General features: G+C 69.7%; 10 protein-coding genes and 1 pseudogene. 1 reads left to right on the forward strand and 10 read right to left on the reverse strand.

Translation table 11 applies throughout. From position 1 onward, the window contains the following. The first annotated feature begins 128 nt into the window (after positions 1 to 128). Positions 129 to 2,278 (forward strand): annotated as a pseudogene (locus tag ACZ69Q_RS23340) (glycoside hydrolase family 43 protein). Between the two features lie 3 nt (positions 2,279 to 2,281). Here ACZ69Q_RS23340 and ACZ69Q_RS23345 read toward each other — a convergent pair. The 10 genes from ACZ69Q_RS23345 to ACZ69Q_RS23390 all read right to left on the reverse strand — a co-directional run bounded on the left by ACZ69Q_RS23345 (position 2,282) and on the right by ACZ69Q_RS23390 (position 13,402). Then, positions 2,282 to 3,079: an HAD family acid phosphatase gene (locus tag ACZ69Q_RS23345; RefSeq protein ID WP_471044942.1), complete on the reverse strand. Its 798-nt coding sequence runs from the start codon at positions 3,077 to 3,079 to the stop codon at positions 2,282 to 2,284. A 100-nt stretch (positions 3,080 to 3,179) separates the two neighbouring features. Then, on the reverse strand, positions 3,180 to 4,292 hold the full coding sequence (locus tag ACZ69Q_RS23350) for a right-handed parallel beta-helix repeat-containing protein (protein WP_471044944.1): 1,113 nt from the start codon (positions 4,290 to 4,292) through the stop codon (positions 3,180 to 3,182). Positions 4,293 to 4,397: 105 nt separating this feature from the next. Continuing rightward, positions 4,398 to 5,528, reverse strand: coding sequence for a pectinesterase family protein (locus ACZ69Q_RS23355; RefSeq protein ID WP_471044946.1), 1,131 nt, complete (start codon positions 5,526 to 5,528; stop codon positions 4,398 to 4,400). Between the two features lie 87 nt (positions 5,529 to 5,615). Then, positions 5,616 to 6,956 (reverse strand): pectate lyase family protein, encoded by a 1,341-nt coding sequence (locus tag ACZ69Q_RS23360; RefSeq protein ID WP_471044948.1) that lies wholly within the window; start codon positions 6,954 to 6,956, stop codon positions 5,616 to 5,618. A gap of 38 nt (positions 6,957 to 6,994) precedes the next feature. Then, on the reverse strand, positions 6,995 to 7,795 hold the full coding sequence (locus tag ACZ69Q_RS23365; RefSeq protein WP_471044951.1) for a rhamnogalacturonan acetylesterase: 801 nt from the start codon (positions 7,793 to 7,795) through the stop codon (positions 6,995 to 6,997). A 132-nt stretch (positions 7,796 to 7,927) separates the two neighbouring features. Beyond that, on the reverse strand, positions 7,928 to 9,277 hold the full coding sequence (locus ACZ69Q_RS23370; RefSeq protein WP_471044954.1) for an ABC transporter substrate-binding protein: 1,350 nt from the start codon (positions 9,275 to 9,277) through the stop codon (positions 7,928 to 7,930). A 91-nt stretch (positions 9,278 to 9,368) separates the two neighbouring features. Continuing rightward, positions 9,369 to 10,214, reverse strand: a complete 846-nt coding sequence (locus tag ACZ69Q_RS23375) for a DUF6807 domain-containing protein (protein ID WP_471044956.1) — start codon at positions 10,212 to 10,214, stop codon at positions 9,369 to 9,371. After that, positions 10,214 to 11,371 carry a Gfo/Idh/MocA family protein gene (locus ACZ69Q_RS23380; protein WP_471044958.1) on the reverse strand — a complete coding sequence of 386 codons (1,158 nt, stop codon included), beginning with the start codon at positions 11,369 to 11,371 and terminating at the stop codon, positions 10,214 to 10,216. The genes ACZ69Q_RS23375 and ACZ69Q_RS23380 overlap by 1 nt, the downstream gene beginning before the upstream one ends. 202 nt (positions 11,372 to 11,573) lie before the next feature. Further along, complete coding sequence (locus ACZ69Q_RS23385; protein ID WP_471044960.1) at positions 11,574 to 12,470, reverse strand: carbohydrate ABC transporter permease; 897 nt, start codon at positions 12,468 to 12,470, stop codon at positions 11,574 to 11,576. After that, entirely contained in the window at positions 12,467 to 13,402 is a 936-nt protein-coding gene (locus ACZ69Q_RS23390; RefSeq protein WP_471044962.1) for a carbohydrate ABC transporter permease, read from the reverse strand. The genes ACZ69Q_RS23385 and ACZ69Q_RS23390 overlap by 4 nt, the downstream gene beginning before the upstream one ends. Positions 13,403 to 13,468 lie beyond the last annotated feature (66 nt).

Here is a 13,468-nt window from a genome sequence, read left to right on the forward strand (position 1 = left end):
CGCGCCGCCGAAAGGGAGCGAAACTTTCGCTCGCCCTCCTCGCCCGCTCACCGATTGACGTGCTGTTTCCCGCTGGTGACACTCCGAAGGCGCCACGCCGTGATCACGACACCGCCCGGTTCCGGGCCGTGATCACCACACCGCCCGGTTCCGCCTCTCAGGAGCGCCACCCGTGAAGCAGCCCCAGTACGCCGGCTATCTCTTCGCCTACTTCACCGGCGAGGACACGGCCGACGGCGAACAGATCCGCTACGCCCTCAGCCGGGGCGACGACCCGCTGCACTGGCGGGAGCTGAACCGGGGCAGGCCCGTGCTGACCTCCGCCCTCGGCGAGAAGGGGCTGCGCGACCCGTTCGTGATCCGCTCACCCGAGGGCGACCGGTTCTATCTGCTCGCCACGGACCTGCGAATGTACCGCGACAGCAGCGGCGGTTGGGACGAGGTCCAGCGGTACGGCAGCAGGTCGATCATGGTCTGGGAGTCCGCCGACCTGGTCCACTGGACCGACCGGCGCCTGGTGGAGGTCGCCCCGGACAGCGCGGGCAACACCTGGGCGCCGAAGGCCCACTGGGACGACTCGCTCGGTGAGTACGTCGTCTTCTGGGCGTCGAAGCTGTACGCCGCCGATGACCCCGACCGCACCGGACCGACGTACAACAGGATGCTGTACGCGACCACGAAGGACTTCCGCGCCTTCGGCGAACCGCAGGTGTGGCACGACCCAGGCCACTCGGTCATCGACTCGACGGTCGTGCGGCACGGGGAGACCTACTACCGGTACACCAAGGACGAGCGGGACCCCGGCTCCGCGGGCCCGTGCGCGAAGTTCATCACCGCGGAGAGGTCGACGAACCTGACCGCCACCTCGTACGACTTCGTCGCGGACTGCATCGGCGGCGGAGCCGTCGAGCGCGGTGAAGGGCCGGTGGTCTTCAAGTCCAACACCGAGGACAGGTGGTACCTGTTCATCGACGAGTACAGCGGTCGCGGCTACGTCCCCTTCGAGACGACCGACCTCGACTCGGGCAGGTGGACCCCGTCGACGGACCACCGGCTGCCCGCCGGTTCCCGGCACGGCTCGGTGCTCGCGGTGACACGGGAGGAGTACGACCGGCTGCTGGCCGCGTACCCGGCGAGCCCCGCCTCGATCGTGGACGCGACGGCCGAGGACCTGAAGGGGTACGCGATCGTCACCGACGGCGCCGGCAAGGTCGTACTGCCCATGCGGCCGGACGCCGACCTCTCGCGCCTGGCCCCTGAGCTCCATGCCGGTGCGGGCGCCACGATCAGCCCGCCCTCCGGCACCCGGCGCGACTTCCGCGAGCCGCAGACGTACACGGTGACGGCCGCGGACGGGACGCGACGCACCTGGACGGTCGAGGCCGTTCCGATGCGCAGCCCGGTCCTGCCCGGCCTGACCGCCGACCCGGACGTGCACCATCTGAACGGCAAGTACTGGATCTACCCGACGACGGACGGCTTCCCGGGCTGGGGCGGCACCCGGTTCAAGGCGTACTCGTCCGGGGACCTGGTCCACTGGACGGACCACGGCGTCATCCTGGACCTGGGCGCGGACGTCTCCTGGGCCGACAGGTACGCCTGGGCCCCGGCGGTCGCCGAGCGCGAGGGCAGGTACTACTTCTACTTCTGCGCCGAGCAGCAGATCGGCGTGGCGGTGGCCGACTCGCCGGCCGGCCCGTTCCAGGACGCGCTGGGCAAGCCGCTGGTCGCCAAGGGCGGGGCCTGGGGCGGGCAGATGATCGACCCCGCGGTCTTCACGGACGACGACGGCCGGGCGTATCTGTACTGGGGCAACGGCCGCGCGTACGTCGTCCCGCTGAACGACGACATGGTGTCGTTCGAGGCGTCCGAGGTCCGGGACATCACCCCCGCCGACTTCCGCGAGGGCTCCTTCGTGATCAAGCGCGAGGGCACCTACTACTTCATGTGGTCCGAGGACGACACCCGCAGCGAGAACTACCACGTCGCCTACGCCACGGGCCCGTCCCCGCTCGGCCCGTGGACCGAGCGGGGCACGATTCTCAGCAAGCGCCCCGAGTACGGGATCCTCGGCACCGGCCATCACTCGGTGGTCAACACCCCCGGCACCGACGACTGGTACGTCGTCTACCACCGCTTCGCCCTCGACGGCCCCGGAAGGCCGGGCGGTGACGGCACGCACCGGGAGACGACGGTCGACCGCCTCGAGTTCGCGGCCGACGGCACGATCCGGCCCGTGACACCGACCCTGGAGTCGGTCGCACCCGTACGGCGGTGAGGCTCAGCTCACGAAGTACGTCGGGTTGGGCAGCTTGTACGTGCGGTCGGCGTACCCGCCCTCCAGGTCGCTGTACTGGTCGCCGAAGTTGGCGACGATCTCGTAGCCGAGGTCGTCCTCGATGTGCTGCCGGGTGCCGGACTTGTACTGCACGGTCGTGCAGTTCCAGGCGCCCGGCGTGGCGCACTCGGCGAGGTAGGCCGGCGGGTTCGCCTTGTCCTTGAGGAACATGTGGCCGGCGTCGAGGTTCACGTCGGCGCCGGTCTTCTTCAGGTTCTCGACGGCAGCGGAGCGCTGCGCTTCGCTCAGACCGGAGTTGTAGAAGACCTCGACGCCCTTGGCCTCGGCGTACCGGACCAGCTCCGGGCTGCCGAAGACGGCCGGCCGGTCGGCCTTGTTCACGTACTCGGCCCACGTGGTGCCGTTGTACGTGTAGTTGGTCTTCTTCTCGTAGTCGAGGCTGAGCAGCAGCGTGTCGTCGATGTCGAAGACGACGGCCGGCTTCTCGCCGTGGTGGCGTGCCTTGCGGGCCGCCTTGTCGATGTACTTGCGCGCGGCGGCGTCGATCCGGGCGAGGTCCTTGGCGTACGGGCTGTCCGGGGATGCCTGGTACACGCCGTCCGCGCCGAGCGTGGTGCCGTAGTAGGTGTCGATGTCCTTGGTGAGCAGACCTATGTTGTAGGGCTCGTGGGTGCTGTTCGCGGTCGACTGTCCGGCCGTGGCGGCGCCGGCGCCGTACAGGGCGGCACCGGCGACGGCACAGGCGGTGGCGACGGCCGCGATTCGCAGTGTTTTATGCATGACAAAGATTTCTACGCGCGTCACCCCGGCGAGCGCGAGACCCGTTGCCCGATCTTTACCTGCCCCGTGGACAGACGGGCCCCGCGCCGCCACCCGCGGGTCAGTCCATCGTCGCCCCGATGGTGGTACCGCCGGTGGTCAGGAAGGCCGTCACCGGCAGCGAGCCGTCGGACCGGCGGGAGTTGTAGGTGGTGGAGGCGTCGGTGGAGCGGAACGCCGGGGTGGGGATGCCGGAGTCCCAGTTGTTGCCGGCCGAGACCACCGAGCCGCCCTTGCTGACCGGCCCGCTGCCGTTGCCGACGGCGAGGTTCTTCCCGAGCCTCGCCGCGCCCGTGGCGAAGTAGTGGCCCCACTTGCCGTTGGCGTACGCCGTCGTGCGGTTGATGACGATGGCGCCGGTGTTGGAGTTCTCGGTGAAGCCGTTGCCGGCGTTGTCCCAGGCGGCCGAGTTGTTGACGGCGTGCGCGACGACCTCGCCGTCGCCGCCCAGCTTGTAGCCGTTGCCGTCGCCCACGAAGGCGGAGTCGGACCAGCGGTTCCTGCCGTTGCCGAAGGCCCAGGTGTGCTCGACGGTGACGGGCGAGGAGAAGGACCAGAAGTCCAGGCCGTCGTCGGAGTTGTTGTACAGGCGGGCCCCGGTGATCAGGTTTCCGGTGCCGGAGCCGAACTTCACGGCGACCCCGTCGGCGTTCTCACCATGGTTGGCGGCGTCGTAGTGACCGTAGGAGTCGAGGTTGCGGACCGTGTTGTTGACGGTGCCGTCCCCGGTGAGGGTGAAGCCGGAGTCGCCGCCGTTGATGGTCTTGACGTTGTTCCAGTTGGTGCCGGTGCAGGACTGGCAGACGACCGCGCTGTCCGGGGAGTTCTGGAAGGTGATGCCGGAGACGTTCCAGTAGTCGGCGGTCAGCTTGAAGATCCAGTCGCCGTCCGGGAGGTTCGACCCGTCGATCTTCACTGTCTCCGAGCCGTACGGGGTGAGCGTGATGGGCGACGACGAGGTGCCGTTGGCCGTGGACTGGAGGGTGGCCGTCGGGTAGTAGGTGCCGCCGCGGACCTGGATGACGGTGCCGGCGGTGGCGTTCCTGATGGCGTTGGACAGGTCGGTCGAGTTGCTGACGACCACGGTCGCGGCCTGGGCCTGGGCGGGGAGCACGGCCAGGCCGGCGCCCAGGGCGAGGGCCGTCAGGGCGGCGCGGGCGGTACGACGGGACATGGGGAGCGGTTCCTTTCTCGTGCGGGTGGGGGGACTGTTCACAGGACGGGGTCGGGCCGGGCGAAGACCTCGTCCTGGGCGCGGTGAAGAGTGCGTTGGCGCATCTCAGCGGCCCCGCTTCCATGGCGTCCACTCGCCGAGGTACGTCTCACGGGTCGCCGACTTCGCCTGCTCGGCGGTGAGTTGGGGCCGGTTGGCGGGGACGGCGACGACCGCGCCGGGACCGGTGTTGCGGTACTCCGCGAAGCGCTGGTCCTGCCACGGGAAGCCGTCCGACATGTTGGTGTAGGGCGCGAGCGCGTCGATGCCGGGGCCGAGGTGGGTGTCGCGGACGGTGAGCGCCGGGTGGGCGGCGGGGTCGGAGCTGGGCACCCACGGGCGGGCCAGCTTGTAGTAGGCGTCCGGGGCCTCGCTGGTGAGACGGCCGCGGATCACCAGGAAACCGTGCGGGTTGGCGACGGCCGTCGAGGGGGCGAAGACGAAGCCGTACGGGGCCGAGGGCAGGTCGGTCCGGGCCAGGGTCCGGAAGTGGCAGTGCTCGAAGACGGCGGTGCCCCGGCCGAAGACGAAGTCGACGTCGCCCTCCACGTAGCAGTGCGCGAAGTACTGCCGGGCGAAGACGCCGAGGGCCATGGAGTCGGCGTACAGAGTGTCCTGGTGCCCGAGGAACCGGCAGTGGTGGAACGCGGACCGGTCGCCCTGCACCTTGATGGCGACGGCCTGGGTGCCGCTGATGCCGGGGTGGTCGGCGCGCAGCCAGTCGTTGGCGAAGGTGATGCCCTGCGCGGTGAATCCGTCGGCCTGGACGAGGGTGGTCGCGGAGCCGGTGGTGCCGTAGGTCCCGCCGCCCGGTCTGGGGGTGCCGGCCGCGTTGTCGTACACGATGACGACGGCGCGCGGGTCGTCGCCGGCCCCGATCCAGGTCAGGTCGGTCCGGGTCGGGTCGACGGCGACCGTCTCCCGGTAGGTCCCCGGCCCGATGACCAACGTCCAGCCGCCCCCGCTCACCGAGGTCACCGCGGCCTGGACGGAGGTGAAGTCGCCGTGGCCGGCGGCGTGGACGTACAGCGTCTTCGGGGTGAGGCGGGCGGCGGGTGAGCCGTACCGGCCGAAGGGGCGGGGCCCGGCTCCGGTGGTGGCCCACGCGGGTGGCGTGAGGGCGAGCGCGACTGCGGTGCCTGCCGTGAGGAATCCCCTCCTGGACAGGGGAAGTCGGACGCGGTGGTGCGAGGGCATACGGGTGCTCCTTCGCGAGGCGGATCTGCTGGGTTGCCGGGAAGGGGCGGGCGGTGTCCGCCGAGCGCCCCTCCCCCGCCGGGTGGGTCAGCGCAGGCGGCCGGCGCCCGCGCGGTGCTCGACGATCCCCGGGACCGCCCTGGGGTTGTCGACCTTCGTCCGCAGGGTCGGCGTCCACCCCGCACCGGACTGGAGGGTCTCCCCCGGGATCTCGGCGTTGTGGACGGCGATGAGGTCCGTCAGCTTGCCGTTGACGTAGTTGTTCTCCGCGGTCAGCGGTGCCTCGTTCCACTTCTTCAGCGCCTTGCCGACGCTGACACCCGAGGCCAGCGACAGGGCGTTGTGCGTGGCGTACAGCCGCGAGGAGGCGCCGACGCCGAAGACGTACGCGAAGTTCTGGCCCTTGGTGACGACGAAGTGGTTGTTGTACGAGTCGACCTGCCCGAACCGCACGCGCGGCGCCCGCTCGACGATGCCCTCGAAGCGGTTGTGGTGCAGGGTGACCCTGAGCTTGCCGGTGTCGGTGGAACCGGCGCTGTCGCTGTTGCCGATCAGCATGGTCTTGTCGTGGTCCTGGAAGGAGTTCCAGGACACGGTCACGTGGTCGGCGCCGCGCACGACGTCGAGGAGTCCGTCGTGCTGCTGGTAGACCTTGCCGAAGTACGACGGCAGGGAGCTGTCGGGGTAGCGGCCGTCGGTGAGTGTGTTGTGGTCGATCCACACATGGGTGGAGCCGTACACCACCACCGCGTCGTATTCGGAGTTCCAGGCGCCGGTCCTGTTGTCGTCGGTCGGGTCCCACTGCGGGAAGCAGTCGACGGGGGCCTCGATGGTGAGGTTGCGCAGGACGACGTTGTCGACGCCCTTGATCTGGAGGCTGCCGCCGAGGATGCCGGAGCCCCTGCCGACCCCGACGATGGTGGTGTTGGCGGGGACGTTCGCCTTGATGGCCTTGTCCTGGTCGGCGGCGGACGCGGCCCGCAGATCCTCCTGCACACCGCTGACCGGGACGTCGTGCCCCCACACCGCCGGGTCGTAGTCGGCGAGGTACCGCTGGAAGTCGTATCCCTCGGCCGCGAAGGCGTCACACCCCTCCGAGACGGCGTCGATCATGCCCTTCACCTGGATGATCTTCGGCGCGCTGCCGCCGTCGGCGAGCGCCTGCCGGAACTGCGCCCAGGTGGTGACGGTGTGGACGTGCGCGGCGTCGGCGGCCGACCCGCCGGTCGTGCCCGCACCCTCCGAGGCCCAGCCGTCACCCGCGGCGAGGACCTCACGCCCGAGGTCCCGCGCCTGGTCCGCGCCGCCCCGGTCCCGGCCTCCGGCCTGCGCTGCCCCGGTCCCGGTGAGGCCGAGCACCAGCGCGGTGCAGCCGATCAGGACGGCAGCCTTGTCTATGGCATGCCCATGCCATTTCTGTGTGTTCATCGTGCGGCTCTCTCTTCCATGGTCAGGGGGTCAGGGAGCTATGCGGTGGCGGTGGCCTGCGGCCAGGTGATCCACGACTCCGGGATCTCGTCGTCCAGCCGGCACACGTCCCACGCGCTCAGCACACGCGTGCGCACCAGCTCCCGTGCGACGAGCCGCGCCACGGCGATCGCGCCCGGCGGATTGAAGTGGGTGTTGTCCTGCTCGGTGGCGGTCCAGTTGAAGTACGTCTTCGTCCCCTCGACCCCGAGCTCCTGCCACAACGCGAGCGACAGCGCCTGGATGTCGAGCAGCGCGACGCGCTCCTCGCGGGCGAGCGCGCGCATCGCCGCCGGATAGTCGCCGTGGGTCGGCACGGGGTTGCCGCCCGCGTCGAACCTCCGCCGCTCGACGGCGGTGGCGAGCACGGGCCGAGCACCCCGTGCACGGGCGCCGTCGACGTAGACCCGCAGGTAGTCCTGGTACGTGGACCAGGGCTCGGTGTACCGGGTCGGATCGGTGTCCTTCTCGTCGTTGTGCGCGAACTGGATCAGCAGGACGTCCCTGGGACGGACGGCGGCGAGAACGGCATCCAGCCGCCCTTCGTCCACAAAGCTCTTCGAACTGCGCCCGTTCACCGCGTGATTGGAAACGGCGAGCTGCTCACGCAGAAAGAAGGGCAGCGCCATGCCCCACCCGGTCTCGGGCGCGGCGTCGGCGAATTTCTGGGCGGCGGTGGAATCGCCGGCGATGTAGAGGGTGCGGCGGCGCTGACTTGCCTGGGCGGCACCGATGCCCGAGAGGGCGAGAGGAACGGCGGCGACGGCCGCCAGACCGACCTGTCTGCGCGTAAGAGACACAGGGGTGCCTTTCAACAGGGTCGAGTTTTCCCACCTGGGGGCGCGAGGCTGTATCGATTTGCGGCTCCGCCGCGTGGGCGCGACCAGCCACAAACGACCCGCAGCCGGCCGCGCGGCAAAAGGACCGAGCTCTCAGCCGTTGCGCGAAGTCCACTCAGCCTGAGCCTCATTCAACTCACCGGCCATGGTGTCGAGGAACTCCTTCGCGCTCATGTCCCCGTTCAGCACCTTCTGAAAGTTCGGCTCGTTGTCGGCCTTGGAGATCGTGTTCCAGTCAGGCAGGTAGTACGGAAGCTGCACGATCGTCGTCGACCCGTCGGTCAACGCCGCGGCCGCCAGCTTCGTGGGCTCGGCCTGCGAAATCCACGCGTCCTTCGCGGCGTCGTTGTTCGACGGCACCTGCCCGGCCGCCTTGTTGAACTTCGAGTTCTCGTCGTGCGACGTGGCGAACTCGATGAACTTCCAGGCGGCGTCCTTGTTCTTGGAACTCTTGAACAGGCCCATCCCGTCGACGGGGTTGGACACCTGCACCCGCTTGCCGCCGGAGCCGACCGGCTGCGGAATGCCCCGGAACTTCTCCGTCCCCAGCGCCTTCACATGGTCCTGGTACGACCCCAGGTTGTGGTTCAGCATTCCGATCGTGCCGGAATCCCACTGGGCGACCATCTTGGTGAAGTCGTTGTTGAGGTCGGCGGCCGGAGTGACCTTCTTGAACAGTGCGGCGTACTTCTCCAGCGCCGCCACGTTCTTCGGGTCGTTGACGGTCGTCTTCTCCCCGCCGGCGTCCCAGAAGGAAGTGATCCCGGACTGTCCGTACATGGCGTCGAGCGCCTGCGCGATGGAACCCGCCCCACCACGGATGGTGTAACCGAACTCGTTCTTACCGGAGTTGGTCAGCTTGTCCGCGGCGGCGTAGAACTTGTCCCAGGTGGTCGGCGCGTCCAGCCCGGCCTTCTTGAACAGATCGGTGCGGTAGTACAGCACACCGTTGTTCGCGGAGGTCGGAATCGAGTACAGCTTGCCGTCACCGCCGCCGGCGGCCGTCAGCGAGGTGACCATGTCCTTGTTGAGCTTGCCGTTCAGGGAAGATGCCGCGAGCCGCTCGTCCAGCGGCTCCAGCGCGTTCTGCGCGGCGAACCCGGCGAGCATGGCCGCGCCGACACCGCCGACGTCCGGCAGGCCGCCGCCCTGGATGGCGGTGTCGACCTTGGACTGGTAGTCGGTGGACGGGATCCCGACGTACTCCACCTTGATGTCCGGGTTCGCCTTCTCGAAGTCGGCGATGATCTCCTTCCAGATGTCGGTGCGGACACCGCCGTTGTTGTCCCAGAAGACGATCTTTCCGGTGCCGCTGCCGTCGGCGCCCTTGTCGCCGCCCGCGCTGCTGCCGTCGTCACCGCAGGCGGTGGCGGTCAGGGCGAGGACGGACCCGAGGGCGACGGCCATCGCGGCGCGCCTGGTTCTGCGAATGCTGATCTTCATTGGTCGGCTCTCTTCTTCTGGATCCAGCGGGTACATGCAGGTGCGGCCGAGGTTCTGCCGGCGGCTCGTTCGTCGGTGTACGTCTCGGCGGTCACTGGCTCACCGCCTTGCGGACCAGGGCCGCGGCTTCCAGTCGGCCGATCCGGCCGTCGGCGACGACGGTGACGATCCGGCGTACGGCGGTCTCGCCGGGCGGGATCGGCAGGCGTTCCCGTGAGGCGAGGGAGGAGCCGACGCCGGGATACTCCTCGGCGCGCACGAACCACGGGTCACGGCGGGTCTGTTCGGTTGCCCCGGCGAAGATCAGCGTCCAGGTGGAGCCCACCAGGGCCACCCACGGCGCGACCCTCCCGTGGATCTCCCCCTCGCCCTCACGGTCGACGGTGAACACCTGCGGCGCCGACGCCTCCTTGCGGGCCCGCCAGAAGAAGCCGCCGTACGCCGCGCCGGGGCGGCCGTTGGTGGCGGGGCTGCCGATGGACAGCGGGCCGGAGGTCACGTTGGTCAGGGAGAAGGTGACGTCCAGCGCCCAGGCGAACCGGGTGAGTTCGGCGGCGGCGACCGTACGGCGCTCGCGCAGCAGCTCGGTCCCGGCCGCCACCCAGCGCAGTTCCTCGACGAAGCCGTCGGGGTCGCGCAACTGGAAGGCGGTGTGCCGCTGCGCGCCGTGGTTGTCGAGCTCGGTCGGGCCTTGGCCCCGGACGAAGGTGCGCCCGCCCCAGAAGTTGGACCCCTCGACGTCGGGAACGGCTACACCGACGCCGAGGTGGTGGATGTGGTCGGCGGGGCTGAGCTCGGTGACCGCCGTGCCGGCCAGGGTGGTGACGGGGTGCAGATACGGGCGCGGGGCGAGGCGGGCCGGCAGTTCGGGCCGGGTGACGTACCGGCCGACCGGCCGGCCCGCGACGCGCAGCACCGCGGTGTCGTGGGGAGTCATCAGGTGCTCACCTCTTTCGTTCGCGCCGGGTCGGCCCAGGGGGCGCCCAGCTCGGAGTAGAGGGCGAGGGTGTCGGCGGCGGCCGCGACCAGGCCGTCGATGCCGGGCACGACCCGGCGCCGCTCGTCGGGGAGCAGGTGCCAGGCGCCGGCGGGCAGCGGGGCCGGGTCGGGAGCCAGTCGGATCGCTTCGACGACCTTCATGAAGGCGCCGGTCACCTCGGGCGTGACCAGCAGGTCGGCGCCGTCGACAAGGTGCTCGACGAGGTTCTCCAGCAGGTCGGTGCGACCGTACTCGAACTCCTCGGGGCCGCGGCCGGCGCGCTGGAGCAGGACGCGGTCCTGCTTGTACCAGAAGGTGATGCGGCCGCGGTCGCCGTGGACGACGACGTACGGCTCGTCGGGGTCCTCGGCGCACAGCGTCGCGGCGACGACGACCGGGCGGTCCTGCGTGGTGCTGACGCGGACGCAGGAGGTGTCGTCGGACTCGATGTCGTTGGCGCGCAGCAGCTCGGTCTCGACGGCGGTGACATCGCCGGCCCGCTCGGTGCCGTTCAGGGCGAGTGCGGTGGCGACGGCGTGGGCGAGCGGGTTGGTCAGGGCGCCGTCGATGACGTCGACGCCGTTCAGCCTGCGCCTGCCCGCCCAGGGGGCGCGCCGGTAGTACGACTCGGGCCGCGACCAGGCGCCCGCCCCGCCGATGCCGACGATCTCGCCGATCGCACCCTCGGCCATCATGGTCCGGATCGCGGGCAGGGCGTGCGAGCCCAGCGACTGGAAGCCGATCTGGCAGGCGACCTGGGCCGCGGAGACTCCGTCGGCCATGCGCCGGTACTCGGCGTACGACGGGGCGGGCGGCTTCTCCAGCAGCAGGTGCACGCCCCTGCGGGCGGCCGTCAGCACCAGGTCTGTGTGGGTCGGGATCGGCGTGCAGATCACCGCGACGCGGGCGCCGGTGGAGTCGAGGAGGGCGCCGAAGTCGGCGGACTGCTCCGCCGAGCCCAGGCCCTCGGGGAGCTCGTCCTCGCCCAGCGGGGTCAGCTCGCAGATCCCCGCGAGCCGCACGATGCCCTTGTCCTGGAGCCGGCGGATGTTGTCGAGGTGCCACCGGCCGTGGCCGCGCGCGCCGGCCAGCACGATGGGTACGGCACTGCTCATGAGAACCTCCCTGCGCCCACGCCACGGGCCGCCGCTCGGTCGGCCGTCTCGGCGCTGTCGATCTTTGTGTGCAGGGTAGGTGTCCAGCCGCCGTCGCCCGCGAGGTCGCGCTCGCTCAGCGGGCCGGGCGCTGCGGCGCCCCTAAGGGGCGCGGGGAACTGCGCGACCAGCCACGACGGCGCCGCAGACGACCGACGGCGTCTCATCCCTTCACCGCCCCTGCACTGAAGCCCGTGATCAGCCACTTCTGGATGAAGGCGAACACGATCACCACCGGCACGGCCGCGATGATGCCGCCCGCGGCGAGCGCACCCAGGTCCACACTGTCCGCGCCCATCAGGGTGTTGAGCCCGACCGGGATGGTCTGCTTCTCCTGGTTGTTGAGGAACATCAGGGCGAACAGGAAGTGGTTCCAGGAGTGCACGAAGGCGAAGGAGCCGACGGCGATCAGACCGGGCCGCAGCAGGGGCAGGACGACGATCCTGAACGCCGTCATCCGGTTGCAGCCGTCGACCCAGGCCGCCTCCTCCAGGGAGTACGGCACGTTCTTGATGAAGTTGCTGATCAGGATCATCGACAGCGGCAGTTGGAACACCGTCTCGGCGATGATGACGCTGCCCAGCGAGTTGATCATCCGGAGTTCGGCGAAGATCTCGAACAGCGGCACCAGCAGCAGCGCGCCGGGCACGAACTGGGAGCACAGCAGGGCGAGCATGAACGCCCGCTTGATCTTGAAGTCGAAGCGCGCGAGGGCGTAGCCGCCGGCCAGGGCGACGAGGGTCGTCATCAGCAGGGTGACGACGCCGACCAGCACGCTGTTCTGGAAGTACGTCCCGAAGCTCCGCTCCGTCCAGACCTTCTCGAAGTGGTCGAGGGTCACCGGCCAGGGCACGAGCGAGGTCGAGCCGGCCGGGCGCAGGGAGAACAGCAGGATCCAGTAGAAGGGGATGAGGGTGAAGAGCAGGTAGACCGACAGCGGGAGATAGATCTGCCAGCGCGGGACCTCGTCCCAGGCGCGGTGCCGCTTCGTCGGACGCGGCGGCTCGGGACTGGCGTGCATCGGCGCGGGCACGGCCCTGGTGGCTTCCTTCACGCTCACTTGTCCTCACCTCCGAACTTGCTCAGCCGCAGATAGACCACCGAGCAGAAGAGCAGGATCACGAACGCGACCGTGGTCAGGGCCGACGCGTAGCCGAAGTTGTGCGCGTCGACGCTGGTGTTGGCGATGTAGAGCGGCAGGGTCGTGGTCACTCCCGCCGGGCCGCCGCCGGTCAGCGTGTAGAGCAGGTCGACGTTGTTGAACTCCCACACCGCGCGCAGCAGCGTGGACAGGACGATCGCGTCCTTCAGATGGGGCAGCGTGATGTACCAGAACTGCTTGATACGGCTTGCCCCGTCGACCTCCGCCGCCTCGTACAGGTCCTTCGAGACGGACTGGAGGTCGGCGAGGATGAGGATCGCGAAGAACGGCACGCCGCGCCACAGGTCGGCGACGATCGCCGCGGGGAAGACGGTCGAGGTGTCCGACAGCCAGCTCGTGCCGTACGAACCGATGCCCGCGTCCGCGAGGTAACGGGTGATGCCCGTCTGGGAGTTGTAGAGCAGCACCCAGATCGCCGACGTCAGCACGCCGGAGACGGCCCACGGGGAGAACACGAGCGCACGGCCCAGCGCCCGCCCCACGAAGGTCTGGTTGACGATCAGCGCGAGCGCGAGCCCGAACAGCAACTGGAGTCCGACCTCGACGAACACCCACTTGGCGCTGAAGACCAGCGTGTCCCAGAACAGCGGGTCGTCGGTGAAGGCGTGGACGAAGTTGTCGAGGCCCGCGAAGCCGTTCCGCCACGGCTTGGTGGGGTTGTACTCCTGAAGGCTGTAGTAGAAGACGCTGATGACCGGGTAGGCGATGAAGCCCAGCATGAGCAGGGCCGCCGGGGCGATCAGCAGATACGGGAGCCTGCGCGGCGTGGCGGAGGCACGGCGTCGCCGGGGTGGCGCGGGCGGTTTCGCCACGGCTGCGGCTTGGGCCATGACTGTTCTCCGTTCTCGTACGTCGTGCGTGCGTGGTGCGGGTGTGCGTACGTCGTTCGGGAAGCG

It is taken from the genome of Streptomyces sp. NPDC036764, from assembly GCF_055609385.1.

Bases quoted from the DNA above. Each gene is read 5' to 3' on its own strand.
- ACZ69Q_RS23375 (WP_471044956.1), bottom strand. From the start codon at position 10,214: ATGACTCCCCACGACACCGCGGTGCTGCGCGTCGCGGGCCGGCCGGTC.
- ACZ69Q_RS23390 (WP_471044962.1), bottom strand. From the start codon at position 13,402: ATGGCCCAAGCCGCAGCCGTGGCGAAACCGCCCGCGCCACCCCGGCGA.
- ACZ69Q_RS23360 (WP_471044948.1), bottom strand. From the start codon at position 6,956: ATGAACACACAGAAATGGCATGGGCATGCCATAGACAAGGCTGCCGTC.
- ACZ69Q_RS23345 (WP_471044942.1), bottom strand. From the start codon at position 3,079: ATGCATAAAACACTGCGAATCGCGGCCGTCGCCACCGCCTGTGCCGTC.
- ACZ69Q_RS23355 (WP_471044946.1), bottom strand. From the start codon at position 5,528: ATGCCCTCGCACCACCGCGTCCGACTTCCCCTGTCCAGGAGGGGATTC.
- ACZ69Q_RS23370 (WP_471044954.1), bottom strand. From the start codon at position 9,277: ATGAAGATCAGCATTCGCAGAACCAGGCGCGCCGCGATGGCCGTCGCC.
- ACZ69Q_RS23350 (WP_471044944.1), bottom strand. From the start codon at position 4,292: ATGTCCCGTCGTACCGCCCGCGCCGCCCTGACGGCCCTCGCCCTGGGC.
- ACZ69Q_RS23380 (WP_471044958.1), bottom strand. From the start codon at position 11,371: ATGAGCAGTGCCGTACCCATCGTGCTGGCCGGCGCGCGCGGCCACGGC.